The sequence below is a fragment of the Enterobacter sp. PTB genome (genome assembly GCF_051130085.1).
Lineage (GTDB): Bacteria > Pseudomonadota > Gammaproteobacteria > Enterobacterales > Enterobacteriaceae > Enterobacter > Enterobacter ludwigii.
Map to the genome: position 1 here is coordinate 90,731 of NZ_JBDKEE010000017.1, position 14,377 is coordinate 105,107.

General features: G+C 54.8%; 15 protein-coding genes and 1 tRNA gene. 12 read left to right on the top strand and 4 right to left on the bottom strand.

Going from position 1 to position 14,377, the window contains the following annotated elements; all coding sequences use genetic code 11:
* Positions 1 to 2: 2 nt before the first annotated feature.
* From AAIR21_RS19460 to rsuA, 3 genes are all read right to left on the bottom strand, one after another.
* On the bottom strand, positions 3 to 347 hold the full coding sequence (locus tag AAIR21_RS19460; RefSeq protein ID WP_014170936.1) for a YejG family protein: 345 nt from the start codon (positions 345 to 347) through the stop codon (positions 3 to 5).
* Positions 348 to 627: 280 nt separating this feature from the next.
* Complete coding sequence (locus AAIR21_RS19465) at positions 628 to 1,824, bottom strand: Bcr/CflA family multidrug efflux MFS transporter (protein WP_014170937.1); 1,197 nt, start codon at positions 1,822 to 1,824, stop codon at positions 628 to 630.
* A 15-nt stretch (positions 1,825 to 1,839) separates the two neighbouring features.
* On the bottom strand, positions 1,840 to 2,547 hold the full coding sequence (gene rsuA, locus AAIR21_RS19470; RefSeq protein ID WP_014170938.1) for a 16S rRNA pseudouridine(516) synthase RsuA: 708 nt from the start codon (positions 2,545 to 2,547) through the stop codon (positions 1,840 to 1,842).
* Positions 2,548 to 2,698: 151 nt separating this feature from the next.
* On the opposite strand from rsuA, the gene AAIR21_RS19475 reads away from it, so the two are divergent.
* Positions 2,699 to 4,459, top strand: coding sequence for a DEAD/DEAH box helicase (locus AAIR21_RS19475; protein WP_020883178.1), 1,761 nt, complete (start codon positions 2,699 to 2,701; stop codon positions 4,457 to 4,459).
* Positions 4,460 to 4,584: 125 nt separating this feature from the next.
* Positions 4,585 to 4,869: a 50S ribosomal protein L25 gene (gene rplY, locus AAIR21_RS19480; protein WP_014170941.1), complete on the top strand. Its 285-nt coding sequence runs from the start codon at positions 4,585 to 4,587 to the stop codon at positions 4,867 to 4,869.
* A 54-nt stretch (positions 4,870 to 4,923) separates the two neighbouring features.
* Here rplY and yejK read toward each other — a convergent pair whose 3' ends face one another.
* Positions 4,924 to 5,931, bottom strand: coding sequence for a nucleoid-associated protein YejK (gene yejK / locus AAIR21_RS19485; RefSeq protein WP_014170942.1), 1,008 nt, complete (start codon positions 5,929 to 5,931; stop codon positions 4,924 to 4,926).
* Positions 5,932 to 6,065: 134 nt separating this feature from the next.
* Between yejK and AAIR21_RS19490 the strand changes: the two genes are divergently transcribed.
* The 10 genes from AAIR21_RS19490 (at position 6,066) to AAIR21_RS19535 (ending at position 13,667) form a co-directional block, all read left to right on the top strand.
* Entirely contained in the window at positions 6,066 to 6,293 is a 228-nt protein-coding gene (locus AAIR21_RS19490) for a YejL family protein (RefSeq protein ID WP_001135586.1), read from the top strand.
* Positions 6,294 to 6,312: 19 nt separating this feature from the next.
* Complete coding sequence (gene yejM, locus AAIR21_RS19495; protein ID WP_032680580.1) at positions 6,313 to 8,073, top strand: LPS biosynthesis-modulating metalloenzyme YejM; 1,761 nt, start codon at positions 6,313 to 6,315, stop codon at positions 8,071 to 8,073.
* Positions 8,074 to 8,144: 71 nt separating this feature from the next.
* Positions 8,145 to 8,221: transfer RNA gene (locus tag AAIR21_RS19500), tRNA-Pro, on the top strand.
* A gap of 172 nt (positions 8,222 to 8,393) precedes the next feature.
* On the top strand, positions 8,394 to 9,635 hold the full coding sequence (locus AAIR21_RS19505) for an integrase domain-containing protein (RefSeq protein WP_025203627.1): 1,242 nt from the start codon (positions 8,394 to 8,396) through the stop codon (positions 9,633 to 9,635).
* A gap of 142 nt (positions 9,636 to 9,777) precedes the next feature.
* Positions 9,778 to 10,395: a hypothetical protein gene (locus tag AAIR21_RS19510; RefSeq protein WP_025203626.1), complete on the top strand. Its 618-nt coding sequence runs from the start codon at positions 9,778 to 9,780 to the stop codon at positions 10,393 to 10,395.
* A gap of 325 nt (positions 10,396 to 10,720) precedes the next feature.
* Positions 10,721 to 10,921, top strand: a complete 201-nt coding sequence (locus tag AAIR21_RS19515) for a helix-turn-helix transcriptional regulator (RefSeq protein ID WP_025203625.1) — start codon at positions 10,721 to 10,723, stop codon at positions 10,919 to 10,921.
* Positions 10,914 to 11,132 carry a hypothetical protein gene (locus tag AAIR21_RS19520; protein ID WP_025203624.1) on the top strand — a complete coding sequence of 73 codons (219 nt, stop codon included), beginning with the start codon at positions 10,914 to 10,916 and terminating at the stop codon, positions 11,130 to 11,132. The genes AAIR21_RS19515 and AAIR21_RS19520 overlap by 8 nt, the downstream gene beginning before the upstream one ends.
* Positions 11,133 to 11,138: 6 nt before the next feature.
* Positions 11,139 to 11,291 (top strand): hypothetical protein, encoded by a 153-nt coding sequence (locus AAIR21_RS19525; RefSeq protein ID WP_158407508.1) that lies wholly within the window; start codon positions 11,139 to 11,141, stop codon positions 11,289 to 11,291.
* Complete coding sequence (locus AAIR21_RS19530; RefSeq protein WP_025203623.1) at positions 11,284 to 11,892, top strand: ORF6N domain-containing protein; 609 nt, start codon at positions 11,284 to 11,286, stop codon at positions 11,890 to 11,892. The genes AAIR21_RS19525 and AAIR21_RS19530 overlap by 8 nt, the downstream gene beginning before the upstream one ends.
* Positions 11,889 to 13,667: a DNA primase family protein gene (locus AAIR21_RS19535; RefSeq protein ID WP_434682024.1), complete on the top strand. Its 1,779-nt coding sequence runs from the start codon at positions 11,889 to 11,891 to the stop codon at positions 13,665 to 13,667. Before AAIR21_RS19530 ends, AAIR21_RS19535 begins: the two co-directional genes overlap by 4 nt.
* Positions 13,668 to 14,377: the final 710 nt, after the last annotated feature.

Sequence of the window (14,377 nt, forward strand, 5' to 3'; positions counted from 1 at the left end):
GCTCAGAAAGGATACTGGCCCGAGAAAGGCTCAGCGATAGCAACACCAAAGTTTTTCAGACGGCAGGTCGCGGCAAATTCATCCTGGCTTTTCACGAACAGGCAGGGTTCACCTTCACACTCCAGTACGGAGCTGTCCACTTCAATATCCGTCAGGGCCTCGCTGAGACGTTCCATGACTCGCCATGCATTTTCGTCGCTCGGGCTCAGCAACTTAAGTGCAACCAGACAATTCTCGCAACCCGCGACGCTTTGCGGAATCGGTTCAACTTTCGAACCTGCAAAACCCGCCGACCAGCGATAGCTCTGGGGCAAGCGATGGACTATGGAGAGTTGTAATGTATTCACGTTCGTTCCCCGGAAGCAAAATTTACTTCACAATTTATTTACATTTATAGTAACACATCATCGCCAGCCTGCACTATTCGGCGCTTTTTTATAGGTGTTCAGGCTCGCGTCGGCGCTATATGTACCCGTTTCTGCGATCTAACTCAACCTTTTTAAATACAATGATGTGACTTTTTACACAAATAGATTTTACATAAAAGAAACAAACACAGGGTAAACGAACGCAGCTTTGGTTGATGTGTGTCAACAAAAAAGGCCCTGCCTGGGCCTTATTTGCGCGTTAGCTGGCCACCTTTCGCGGCCGACTGGCGTAGAGATAGAAAAGAATGGAGCTGGTTGCACAAAACGCCATCGCCCACAGCATCGGCCAGGCCGTATTAAACGTGGCCATCGACAGTAACGCCCCGACGATGGCGCCGATGCCAAAGCGGAATGTTCCGGCCAGCGACGAGGCGGTGCCTGCCATATGCGGGAATTCGTCGAGGATCACCGCCATCGCATTGGAGGAAACCATCGACACGCAGCCGACGAAGGCCGCAACCCCCACCACCAGCGCCCAGAAGCCCACGCCTGTAAAAGCACTCAGCACCAGCCAGATAGCCATCACAAACTGGATCCAAAGCCCGGCGCGGAACATGTTCAACGCCCCGACTCGGCGGACAAAGCGGCTGTTAATGATGGTCATAATGAACAGGAAGACGATGTTGAGCGCAAAGTAATAACCGAAGTGCTGCGGAGAAACATGGTTCAGTTCGATATAGACAAACGGCCCGGCGCTCAGGAATGAGAACATCCCGGCGAAGCTGAAACCGCTCGCCAGCATATAGCTCAGCACGCGCTTATGGCGAAACAGTGAGGCGAAATTCCCCATTGTGGTTCGGATGTGGAACTTCTGTCGGCGCTCCGCGGGTAGCGTTTCATCAATAAAGAAGAAGATCATTGCCGAGGCCAGCAGCGCGGCAAGCGCCAGGATCCAGAAAATCACATGCCAGCTGAACCATACCAGCACCGCACCGCCGGCCATAGGAGCCACCAGCGGTGCAATCGTCGTCACCAGCATCACGAACGACATCATCCGGGAGAACTCTTCTTTCGGGTAGATATCGCGCATCAGGGCATTGATCACCACGCTTGCCGCTGCCGCTGCCAGACCGTGGAAAAAGCGCATGACAATCAGTTGATCGATGGTTTGCGCCTGCGCACAGGCCACCGCTGCCCCTGCAAAAATCAGGGTCCCGCCAAGAATAACGGGCTTGCGGCCAAAGCTGTCCGCCATCGGGCCATAAAACAGCTGACCGAGGGCAAAACCGAGAATATAGGTGCTGAGCGTCATCTGCGCGCTGCCTGCCGGTACGCCAAACTGCGCGGAAATAACCGGCAGCGCAGGCAGATACATATCAATAGACAGCGGCATCAGCATGGCCAGCAGGCCAAGAATGAAGACAATTTTGAACGACGAGTGTGGCCTGGTGGTCACAGAGTTCTCCTGAAATTAATGCGAAGGCAGACCAACGCTGGCGATCTCTTCTTCCGTTAACGGGCGATATTCGCCGGGCGCCAGCTCAGGATCGAGTTCAATTGCGCCAATACGTTCACGATGCAGACCGACAACGTGGTTACCCACCGCGGCAAACATACGCTTCACCTGATGGTAGCGCCCTTCACTGATGGTCAGACGAACCTCGGTAGGCGCGATCACTTCAAGCACGGCAGGCCGGGTCAGATCTTTTTCATTATGCAACTGAACGCCGTTGGCAAATTGTTCTGCCGTGTCATCCGCGACCGGAGACTCCAGCGTCACCCGATACGTCTTCTCGCAGTGATGACGGGGAGACGTGATACGGTGCGACCACTGCCCGTCGTCGGTCATCAGCACCAGCCCGGTGGTGTCGATATCGAGACGGCCAGCGGCATGCAGCTTGTGCGCGACCGGTTCGTCGAGGAAATAAAGCACCGTTGGATGATCCGGATCGTCCGTAGAACAGACATAGCCTTCCGGCTTATTGAGCATGAAATAGCGCGGCCCGTGCTGTTGGGTCAGCGGGTTGCCGTCATATTCAACCTGATGGTCAGGCTGGAGTTTGAATGCAGTGTCTTTCACAATGTCGCCATCCACGGTAACGCGGCTGGCGCGAATTTCACGCCCGGCAATAGCGCGGCTTACGCCGAGTTGCTGAGCGATAAACTTATCAAGTCGCATGAAATCTTTTTAGCCTTAATGGTGCTGGAAGTCGGACAACAGGTCCGAAAAAGAAGCAGTCTGGAATGGCTCAGTATAATGGTCTGGTTGCGCCACTCAAGGGAAAAAGTTTCGTGGCATACTATATGCGAAATAACTAAACCGAGACCCCATGACTTTTACACTTCGTCCTTATCAGCAGGAAGCCGTTGACGCCACTCTCGCCTGGTTTCGTAAACACCAGGCACCGGCGGCCATTGTGCTTCCGACCGGTGCTGGCAAAAGCCTGGTGATCGCCGAACTGGCGCGTCTGGCACGCGGACGCGTGCTGGTGCTGGCCCACGTCAAAGAGCTGGTGGCGCAGAACCATGCCAAGTATTGCGCGCTCGGGCTGGAAGCTGACATTTTCGCTGCCGGGCTAAAGCGCAAAGAGAGCCACGGCAAAGTGGTCTTTGGCAGCGTACAGTCGGTGGCCCGCAACCTTGATCTGTTTCGCAGTGAATTTTCGCTGCTGATTGTCGACGAGTGTCACCGCATCAGCGATGACGACGACAGCCAGTATCAGCAAATCCTCACTCACCTGAAAGAGGTGAACCCGCACCTTCGCCTGCTTGGCCTGACGGCGACCCCGTTTCGCCTGGGTAAAGGCTGGATCTATCGCTACCATTATCACGGCATGGTGCGCGGCGATGAGAAAGCGCTGTTCAGCGACTGTATCTATGAACTTCCTTTGCGCTACATGATCAAGCATGGCTACCTGACGCCGCCCGAGCGGCTGGACATGCCGGTGGTGCAGTACGATTTCAGCCGGTTACAGGCGCAGAGCAACGGGTTATTCAGCGAAGCGGAGTTGAACCAGGAGCTGAAAAAGCAAAAGCGCATTACCCCGCATATCATTAGCCAGATAGAAGAGTTCGCCGCGACGCGCAAAGGGGTCATGATCTTTGCCGCCACCGTGGAGCATGCGCGAGAAATTACCGGGCTGTTGCCCGCCGAGGACGCGGCCTTAATCACCGGCGAGACGCCCGGGCCGGAGCGCGACCGCCTGATCGACGCCTTCAAAGCGCAACAATTCCGCTATCTGGTGAACGTGTCGGTGTTAACCACCGGGTTTGATGCCCCGCATGTCGATCTGATTGCCATTTTACGTCCGACCGAATCGGTCAGTCTTTATCAGCAGATTGTGGGGCGCGGCCTGCGCCTGGCGCCCGGGAAAACCGACTGTCTTATTCTGGATTACGCCGGAAACCCGCACGATCTCTACTCTCCGGAAGTCGGCACGCCAAAAGGCAAAAGCGACAACGTCCCCGTTCAGGTCTTTTGCCCTGCCTGTGGTTTTGCCAACACCTTCTGGGGTAAAACCACCGCAGACGGCACGCTGATTGAACATTTTGGCCGCCGCTGTCAGGGCTGGTTTGAAGATGACGAAGGACATCGCGAACAGTGCGATTTCCGTTTCCGCTTTAAAAACTGCCCGCAGTGCAATGCGGAAAACGATATTGCCGCCCGTCGCTGTCGCGAATGCGATACGGTTCTGGTCGATCCTGATGACATGCTAAAAGCAGCGCTGAAGTTAAAAGATGCGCTGGTGCTACGCTGTTCCGGTATGGCACTGCAACCCGGCGCGGATGACAAAGGCGAGTGGCTGAAAATCACCTATTACGATGAAGACGGCGCAGACGTCAGCGAGCGCTTCAGGGTACATACGCCTGCCCAGCGTATGGCCTTCGAACAACTCTTTATTCGCCCGCACACCCGTACGCCCGGTGTACCGCTGCGCTGGATTACCGTGGCCGATATCGTGCGCCAGCAGGTGTTACTGCGCCACCCGGATTTTGTTGTGGCTCGTATGAAAGGACAGTTCTGGCAGGTTCGGGAAAAGGTGTTTGATTACGAAGGCCGTTTTCGTCGCGCCAACGAATTACGCGGTTAAGGGGACTTTTCATTGATGTGAGGGGCATTTGAGTATAAAATGCCGCCCGCTTCATATCCGTGAAGCAGAACACTCACCTGCTGCTGGGTCGCCTGTAGTAGGGTTTAAAATACAGAGAGAAATCAATGTTTACTATCGAAGCAGAAGTACGTAACGTGCAGGGTAAGGGTGCGAGCCGCCGCCTGCGTAACGCTAACAAGTTCCCGGCTATCGTTTACGGTGGCGAAGCTGCTCCAGTTGCAATCGAACTGGATCACGACAAAGTGTGGAACCTGCAGAACAAACCTGAATTCTACAGCGAAGTTCTGACCATCGTTGTTGGCGGTAAAGAAGAAAAAGTGAAAGTTCAGGCTGTTCAGCGTCACGCGTTCAAGCCAAAAGTCACTCACATCGACTTCGTTCGCGCGTAATCGCAAACACGTCGAAAAAAAAGCCCCGCTTCTGCGGGGCTTTTTTTATGCCTGTTATTTCCCGCCAGAGGTGCGTCGCTGAAGCTGATCGCGCAGGTTCGGCGGCGTGCCTTTAATGGTCAGCGTATCGGTGGCCGGATCCCAGAAGATGCGTTCACCCAACAGCATGGCATCAAAGTTGATGGTCAACCCACCGCCGCTACCGGCAAATTTAGTGAGCTGTCGCAGCGTACTGCGATCCGCCGGGAAGCTCTCTTCGAGCTCATAGCCTTTATCAGCGGTAAATTCCTGGAAGCTGACTTCACTGACGCCCGCCAGCTCTTTTGACAGCGACTCCAGCTCAATCTCTTCTCCCGCCTGCAGCTGTTCGTTGCAGTAACTGTACACCTGCTGGCGCACGGTCTGACGCTCAGATTTATCGAGCTGCGCTTCGGCGGTAAAGTCGTCAACCGCCTGCAGCAGCCCTTTGTTCTGCGCTTTGGCGTTAAGACCTTCGCTGGCGCCGAGGAAGTCCATAAAGAAATCAGCCACTTTACGGCCGACGCGGCCTTTCAGGAAGGTCAGGTAGCGGGTCGATTCCGGGTTCGTTTCCCACTCGGTTAAATCGATACGCGCCACGATATCCGCATGGTTGATATCAAGATAATGGGTAGAGCTGATATCCAGCTGCTCATTCACGCGCATGCTGCTTAAATTGTTCAGCACGGTGACCAGCAGATACTCTACTGCCAGGTAGCGATAGTGACAGAACAGGACGATACCGCCGTCTGCGAACGGGTATTTTGCCAGTTCGTCACGCAGACGTCCGGTGGCGGCGCGGCTAAACGCCAGGAAATCCTCTTCGCCCTGACGCTGTAGACGAAGACTATCAGCCAGTTCGCTCTCTTCGCTGAACAGACCATAGGCTTTATTTTTAGCACTGTAGACGCGGTGCAACTCCGCCATCATTTCCACAACGGTCGCCGTGGGTTCCAGTAACGAATCGCGAAGCACCACTTCAAGGGTTTGCTCATCACGCTTGATAAGCTGGTGCAAGGCAATCTGGTTGATTTCCAGACTCATGATAAACTCTCCTTTTAGACCGGGCGGTATTCAACCACCACCAGGTCATGTGTGCAACAACAGATAAAAAAGGGGAAAAAAAGCTGTCGCTACGGTAATATGTTGCCCTTTCATCAACAAACTGATTTTGATTTATGCCACAACATTCCCGCTACAGTGATGAACACGTTGAACAACTGCTCAGTGAGCTGGTCAACGTACTGGAAAAACATAAAACGCCGACCGATCTCTCCCTGATGGTTTTGGGAAATATGGTCACCAACCTTATCAATACCAGCGTTGCTCCGGCTCAGCGTCAGGCGATCGCCAAATCTTTCGCCCAGGCGTTACAGTCCTCCGTCAGCGACGACCAGGCCCATTAAGGGAAACGAACAACAGTTTATGGTGACGAATCGTCAGCGCTACCGTGAAAAAGTCTCCCAGATGGTCAGCTGGGGACACTGGTTTGCCCTGTTCAACATTCTGTTAGCGTCGGTCATTGGCTGTCGTTATCTGTTTGTCGCAGACTGGCCGACAACGCTAACCGGGCGTATTTACTCCTGGATGAGCGTTGTGGGTCACTTTAGCTTTTTGGTTTTCGCCACCTATCTGCTGATCCTGTTCCCCCTGACGTTTATCGTCATGTCGCAGCGGCTCATGCGCTTCTTGTCCGCTATCCTCGCGACGGCGGGGATAACGCTGCTGCTTATCGACAGCGAAGTCTTTACCCGTTTTCACCTGCATCTCAACCCCATCGTCTGGGAACTGGTGATCAACCCGGATCAAAACGAAACGGCCCGTGACTGGCAGCTGATGTTTATCAGCGTTCCGGTGATCCTGCTTATTGAGATGCTGTTTGCCACCTGGAGCTGGCAAAAACTGCGCAGCCTGACCCGTCGGCGCCATTACGCGAAACCCGTTGCGACGCTCTTTTTCGTCTCCTTTATTAGCTCGCACATCATGTATATCTGGGCGGATGCGAACTTCTATCGCCCTATTACCATGCAGCGCGCTAACCTGCCGCTCTCTTATCCGATGACGGCCCGCCGTTTCCTCGAAAAACACGGCCTGCTGGATGCGCAGGAGTATCAGCGCCGTCTGGTCGAACAGGGTAATCCGGAAGCGGTCAGCGTTCAGTATCCGCTGAGCGAACTACGCTATCGCGATATGGGCCGCGGGCAAAACGTCCTGTTAATCACCGTCGATGGCCTGAATTATTCACGTTACGAGAAGCAGATGCCTGCTCTGGCTGATTTCGCCAGTAAGAACGTGACGTTTACACAGCATATGAGTTCCGGTAACTCGACCGACGCGGGTATCTTTGGTCTCTTCTACGGCATTTCAGCCGGATACATGGACGGCGTGCTGTCCGCCCGTATTCCTGCGGCACTGATCACCGGACTTAATCAGCAGGGTTATCAGTTAGGGCTATTCTCTTCGGATGGCTTTAACAGCGCGCTCTATCGCCAGGCGCTGCTGTCAGACTTCTCACTGCCGGCGGCACAGAGCCAGACAGATGAACAGACCGCCAGTCAGTGGATAAGCTGGCTGCAACGCTACGCCCAGGAAGATAACCGCTGGTTCTCGTGGGTTGCCTTAAACGGCACCAACCTTGAGGACACGAATCAGAAAGGCTTTGCGCGCCGCTACAGCCGCGCTGCCGGTGATGTGGATGCACAAATCGGCCGCGTGCTCGACGCGTTGCGCGAGTCTGGCAAGCTGGATAACACCGTCGTGATCGTCACGGCCGGTCATGGTATCCCGTTGGGTGACGAAACGAAGAGCATGGAGTGGTCGCGCCCAAATCTGCATGTTCCGCTGGTGATCCACTGGCCGGGAACGCCGGCGCAGCGCATCAATATGCTGACTGAACATAAAGATGTGATGACGACCCTGATGCAACGTCTGCTGCACGTCAGCACGCCAGCAAACGAATATTCACAGGGGCAGGATCTCTTCAGTGCCACCCGCCGCCATAACTGGGTGACGGCTGCCGGAGAGAGCACGCTGGTGGTGACTACGCCAGCGCTGACGCTGGTGCTGAACAACAATGGGAAGTATCAGACGTATAATCTGCAGGGTGAGCGGTTGAAAGACCAAAAACCGCAGCTGAGCCTGCTGCTGCAGGTTCTGACGGATGAGAAGCGCTTTATCGCTAACTGATTAATTATAAACCAGTTAGCAACAGATTCCCTTGCATTCAAAACGGAATCGAGTAGTATTCTTTTATGCGTCGGCACGTAGCGCAGCCTGGTAGCGCACCGTCATGGGGTGTCGGGGGTCGGAGGTTCAAATCCTCTCGTGCCGACCAAATTACAATATGGCGTGGTTCAGTCCAGACCATAAACTTCGATAAAGGCCGCATTCACACTGTGTTTGCGGCCTTTTTTCGTTCGAAATAGTTCAGCCTGATACATTTACAGCCAGATATTTTAGTTATACGTTTTGTTATACACCCACGATATAACAATGGAACGTATAACATGGCGAGAGTCACGACCCCTCTGACCGCAACAGAAATCCGCGCAGCGCGTCCGGCTGAAAAGGAATACACCTTACAGGATGGCAACGGGCTTTATCTGCTTGTTAAACCCAATGGCGCTAAAATATGGCGTTTCAACTATGTGCGCCCGGATGACAGAAAACGCGCCCTGGTCAGTTTTGGCTCGCTGGATGATGTAACCCTGGCTGATGCCCGTAAGCGCCGCGACGAGTACCGCGCAATGGTGGCACAGGGCATTGACCCGCAACACCACCAGCAACGGCAACGTGAGTCCGATTTGTTACGCAGGGGGTATACCTTTCGTAAAGTGGCGGCAGACTGGTACGCCATGAAGCAGGCGCAGAACCTCGCCGCTAATACCATCAAAGATATCTGGCGCTCGCTGGAAAAATACGTTTTTCCCGATGTGGGCGATATGCCCGTGACGGAACTTACTCCCCGGCACTTTGTCACTTTGCTGGAGCCTATCAGGGCCAGAGGAAATCTTGAAACTCTGAAGCGCGTTTTGCAGCGCATTAACGAAGTGATGGACTTTGCCGCTAACAGCGGGTTAATCCAGCTGAATCCCGCAAGCAACGTCCGCAAGGCGTTTCCGACCCCGGTCAAAAAGCATATGCCCACCATTCGCCCGGAGCAGTTACCGGCGCTGATGCAGGCATTGTCCGTTGCAGCCATCGAACGGCAGACCCGCTTACTGATTGAATGGCAACTACTGACCGTCACTCGCCCGGCAGAAGCGGCAGAGGCCCGCTGGTCTGAAATAGATACAGACGCGAAACTCTGGACTATCCCCGCCGGGCGAATGAAGATGCGCCGTGACCATGTGATCCCACTATGCGCACAGGCGCTAGCTGTACTGGAGAACATGCAGCCCATCAGTGCCCACCGTGAGCACGTTTTCCCCGGATTCAAAGATCCGAAACAGCCTATGTGCAGCCAGACTGCTAACGCGGCATTAAAACGTATGGGCTTTAAAGGAGTGCTGGTCTCACACGGGCTACGCGCCATATTCAGCACGGCAGCGAATGAGGAAGGCTTTGAGCCGGACGTGATAGAAGCGGCACTGGCGCATGTTGATACCAACAGTGTACGCCGGGCATACAACCGCAGCCAGTACACAGAAAAGCGCGCAGTGCTGATGTGCTGGTGGGGTAATTTTGTTGAGGCTGCTGCGACTGGTGCCACAATTGCAAGCGGATTCAGGGGATTAAAAGCAGTTTGATTTTTTCTGGTTATTTATACAGTAAACACTATCACACACCCAAAAACCATTCTATTCTGTACCATAACAAACCCCACCCATGACTGACACAAGGCCATACATAGTGTATGGCTTATTTTACAAGGTTTTTGGTAGGTAGCACATGAAGAAAAATATTCTGAACCTTCCCCATCACTTACGCCGTCTCCGCTTTGTTCATTCTCAGCGGGCCGCGCTAGCTATGGCAGGAGAGTACCATCTCAATGAGCTATGGGAGATTGACAGAAAAATTCACCCTGAGCTTTGGTTCGCGGCTCGTGCATATCATGACAGTATGATTCATGCAATCAGCGAAGAAAATTTACTGTGGCATACTCTCTGGAAAGATACTGAGGGTAATACTACTCGTGCATTATTTCTACCTGCGGTGATTTGGCCTTGGGCGCTGTCTGAGTTATCGGATAACAGTTTGTGGTACGGGGCAGAAGATTTTATTGATACGACACAATCAAACGTTGCCCTGAATGATACCGGGTTATCTGTTAACCGTGGACGCGACAGCCAAAGTCTGGTGATCGCCGGGCTATCGCGTCTTCTTGTTTCGCGGACACACGGAGCATACCGTTATGGTCAAAAGCCAAATATCAGTGCACTGGCGCGTGATGCGGTCAATGTGCTGGCGGATGTGTTACCTGCAGACAAGGACAAAACCGAAACTTTTCGTAAAGTAATATCTGAATCTCTGGGGAGTCTGCCTGTCGCCGAAACACGCCCAGAGTAATCCACGCGCAGGGATGCGCATATCTCCCCTTTTTATTCCTTTTCCGCATTGTTGAAATGCGCACTTTTTCACTCCCCCTACTCCGTGTACTGCAATCCTGAAATTTCTTTTCTCTAAACAGCTTATAAGCGTTTTCCCAGACTTTTACCAACTTTTATTGAAACACACCAAGGATTGTAACCACATGATTTCATTAAATTAGATTAAGACAATATTTTACCAGGTTTCTTACCAGCTTTATTTCCTGGATTACCAGACATTTATTATTCAGCCCTTTTAAATGGTATCAGCCCGGAATAACCCGGCGTGAATGGAAATAAATGTGATGCATACCGAAAACAGAAAAATACTGGTGATTGGTGAAGTGCTGGCAATTATGCGGATGAAGTCTAAAACCTCGCTGTATGACCTTATCGAAAACGGCGGCTTTCCCCGTGGCGTGCGTATCGGGTTAAAGCGTCGCGGCTGGTATGAAAATGACGTATACGCCTGGATTGAGCAGGACAAGGAGCAACCGAATGAATAACAGTGAATGCCTTACAGGTTGCGCTGATAAATGGCAGTGCGCCCTGCGCGGTCTCCGCATTCAGATCCTGCTAACTGTAGAAAACGGTGAGGTGGTTCAGCGCCAGCTACTGCGCCCCGATGAAATGGCGATGAGCCTGGCGTGTTTTACTGAACTGGCTGCCCGAGCTGGCTGGACAGTCATACCACCGGACGCACACACAGAGGAATAATTCGCAATGAAAAATTTAACTGGCTTCACTGCCAGCGGTTTTCTGCAACCTGAACCCGGCGCGGCGTCTATTTTCGTATCGGATTATCTGTACGGGCAAACGGCTGTTTCTGCCCGGTCATTCCACCAGCATAATAAAGGGGGAGCCGCTTATGCGTAAGCGCAATATTATTCTGAATAACCACGCCCTGCCGCTGGTGGAGTATCAGGGGCAGCGTGCGGTGACGTTTGCCATGATTGATCGGGTTCATGAGCGACCGGAAGGCACCGCAGCGGCAACCTTTCGTCGTCACCGTCAGCGCTTTATCACCGGACGGCACTTTTACGAACTGACCGCCGATGAAATACGTCGGCAGTCACTCACGCACCTCTTTCCAGCCAGGACAGCGAAAGGGCTGCTGATTGCCGAAGCGGGTTATCTGTTACTGGTAAAACCCTTTCACGACAATTTGTCATGGAAAATCCAGGAAATACTGATTGCAGCGTATTTTCGTACCGTGCCAGAGTTTCCCGAACTGCATCACGTCGCCGTGCCGGATATGGCAACGCTTGCCGGGATGCCCGTACAGGAGGCGCAGCACATCGTGACCCGCGCAGAATCTGAATCCTTCCGCGAGCACGGGCAGCGCGGCAGCCAGTCGATGACCCTGCGCCGCAGGGAAAAGCGGGCGCTGCGCCCGGTGCTGTTACAGGTGCAGGCATGGAGCCAGCCGCCGCTGACGGGCTTTGATGCGGCCTGCGGGCCGGAGGGGGACGCATGAAGAACGCCCCAAACCTGAAGCAACAGCCTGAAGACAAATTCACGGAGCAGGTGATTTTTGCGGGCGCGGATGCGTGGATACACGCGAAGGACTGGCAGCAGCATAACCGGGCAGGCGACAGCGTGCCGCCCGTGGTGCTTGCCGGGCGTGATCTGGACAACCTGCACGGCCTGCGCATCACCGACCGGGGGCGGCGCGTTGTGCGCGTCTGCCGGGCCGGAAAACTGTCAGAGCGCCACATCACCGCCATTGCGACATACCTTGCGCTGGCGGGCGTGAAGGAAGCGCGGTTTTATTCCGAAAGCCACGAACTGCTGGAGGACTGGACGCCGCGCCTTGCCGGGCTGAAAGCGGAAGCGGAGCGCGGGGAGAGTCTGAGCGTGCCGCCGGAAAAAACCTGCCTGCCGGACGGTGCTGACCTTGCCCGGATGGCTGCCAGCGAGCGCGGGCGGGTGCTGGCGGCCTTTTACGGCAGCGTGGCGGTGACGCCGGAGAGCGGCGCGGTGTATGCGTACCGGGACGGCATCTGGCAGCATATTGCCGACAGCGGGCTGCGCCGCGCGCTGGCGGCGATATTTGACGCCCATGACACCGCGTACAACCCGAAAGGCATTGATGCGGCAATCGATGCCATGAAAATCACGGTGCCCGTCCTGCCCGCCAGCGACCGGGCGCTGACGGGTTTTGTGAACGGCGTGTACGACCTGCACGCCGGGCTGTTTCTGCCCCATTCCCCGGAGCACGGCCTGCTGAACCATAACGGCATCGTGTTTACCGACCCGCAACCTGGTGAAAACCTGCGCGACCACGCCCCGCACTTCCAGCGCTGGCTGATGCACGCCGCCGGAGGGGATGCGCACCGCGCCGACCGGATTTGCGCCGCGCTGTTTATGGTGCTGGCAAACCGCCACGACTGGCAGCTGTTTATCGAGGTGACGGGGGAAGGCGGCAGCGGGAAAAGTGTCTTTACCGCCATAGCGTCGCTGCTGGCAGGGACACACAACACCGCCAGCGGCAACATGGCGGCGCTGGACAGCGCCAGAGGCCGGGCGCAGTTTACGGGAAAACGCCTGATAATCCTCCCCGACCAGCCGAAATATACCGGAGAGGGAACGGGCATCAAGGCCATCACGGGCGGCGACCCGGTGGAGATTGACCCCAAGTATGAGAAGCAGTACACCACGGTACTGCGCGCCGTGGTGCTGGCAACCAACAACGAGCCGATGATATTCACCGAACGAAACGGCGGCATTGCCCGGCGGCGGGTTATCTTCCTCTTTGACCGTCCGGTTGCGGAGCGGGATCGCGACCCGCTGCTGGTGGAGAAAATCGCCGCTGAACTGCCTGTCATCATCCGCTGCCTGTTTGCCACCTTCCGCCAGCCGGACACCGCCCGCCCCCTGCTGGCAGAGCAGCGCAATTCTGACGAGGCGCTGACGGTCAAGCGCGGCACTGACCCGGTGGTTGACCTCTGCGCGGCCCTGTACTTCATGAGCGAGCCGAAAGGGTTAATGATGGGTGGCGGCACGTGGGCGGGCCAGCCGGAGCCAAAGCGCTACCTGTATCACTTCTACCTGGCGTTTATGGAGTACCACGGGCCGGGTAAGCCATTATCGGTGGAGAAGTTCGCCCGCGCCATGAAGCAGGCCGCGCGGGAGTACGGCAGCGAATACCTGACCCGACGGATAAAGGGCCGCACACAGACCAATATCGGCCTGACGGACGAGGCCGACGAGTTTCTGCCCCGCGCATGGGGCAGCGATGCGCCGGAGTGACCGCGCTCCCCCGACGGTCAGCCCTTACCCCTGCCCGGTGTATAAAGTTTTGCCGCGTTTTACCTTCACTCCTCTACCTGAAACGCCACCAGCCCTTACAGGACAAGGGCTACAGACAGGTAGAGGTATATTATTTTACCTCTACCTTACTGCTACCTGCTTCTACCTGAGCAGAGATTATCCGTTCATGCTGTCCGACCGACGGCGGGTAGAGGTAAGGGGCAAAAGGTAGACCCAGGGTAGAGGTTGAAAAATGCATCCTATACCTGATTAACTGACTGTATTTAAAGAAAATAAATGCCACCTTCCGGGCCGGGTAGAGGGGTGAGGCATAACAACGGCAAAAAGATTTACAGGGGACCCCCTGCGCCCCCGGACGATAGCGGCGGGCGGAAACCGGGCTGAGGGGGTATCGCTCATTTTCTGCATGACCGAAAACACCACAACGCCTGACGCCGCAGGGGATACAGCCATGTAAGCCGCCGCGACAGAATGAGCATTTTTATAAAATAATGCGCACATTCTGAGAGGAAATGCGCGATGACTGATGGCTTTTGAGGTGGAAATGTTCGTGGATCGTATTTGCTGTAAACAGCCTGCCAGCCGTGATGGCACTTTGTATCATTTTATGAACCTGATTTCAGTTACCTTCGCGGTAAGCGCCCCGGCAACGACGTCTGTTGACGCTCCCTCAATCCGGCGATGATAGA

Coding starts and splice junctions, on each gene's coding strand:
- AAIR21_RS19490 (WP_001135586.1), top strand. CDS start 6,066: ATGCCACAACATTCCCGCTACAGTGATGAACACGTTGAACAACTGCTC.
- yejM (WP_032680580.1), top strand. CDS start 6,313: ATGGTGACGAATCGTCAGCGCTACCGTGAAAAAGTCTCCCAGATGGTC.
- yejK (WP_014170942.1), bottom strand. CDS start 5,931: ATGAGTCTGGAAATCAACCAGATTGCCTTGCACCAGCTTATCAAGCGT.
- AAIR21_RS19510 (WP_025203626.1), top strand. CDS start 9,778: ATGAAGAAAAATATTCTGAACCTTCCCCATCACTTACGCCGTCTCCGC.
- AAIR21_RS19520 (WP_025203624.1), top strand. CDS start 10,914: ATGAATAACAGTGAATGCCTTACAGGTTGCGCTGATAAATGGCAGTGC.
- AAIR21_RS19535 (WP_434682024.1), top strand. CDS start 11,889: ATGAAGAACGCCCCAAACCTGAAGCAACAGCCTGAAGACAAATTCACG.
- AAIR21_RS19515 (WP_025203625.1), top strand. CDS start 10,721: ATGCATACCGAAAACAGAAAAATACTGGTGATTGGTGAAGTGCTGGCA.
- rplY (WP_014170941.1), top strand. CDS start 4,585: ATGTTTACTATCGAAGCAGAAGTACGTAACGTGCAGGGTAAGGGTGCG.
- AAIR21_RS19475 (WP_020883178.1), top strand. CDS start 2,699: ATGACTTTTACACTTCGTCCTTATCAGCAGGAAGCCGTTGACGCCACT.
- AAIR21_RS19530 (WP_025203623.1), top strand. CDS start 11,284: ATGCGTAAGCGCAATATTATTCTGAATAACCACGCCCTGCCGCTGGTG.
- rsuA (WP_014170938.1), bottom strand. CDS start 2,547: ATGCGACTTGATAAGTTTATCGCTCAGCAACTCGGCGTAAGCCGCGCT.
- AAIR21_RS19505 (WP_025203627.1), top strand. CDS start 8,394: ATGGCGAGAGTCACGACCCCTCTGACCGCAACAGAAATCCGCGCAGCG.
- AAIR21_RS19525 (WP_158407508.1), top strand. CDS start 11,139: ATGAAAAATTTAACTGGCTTCACTGCCAGCGGTTTTCTGCAACCTGAA.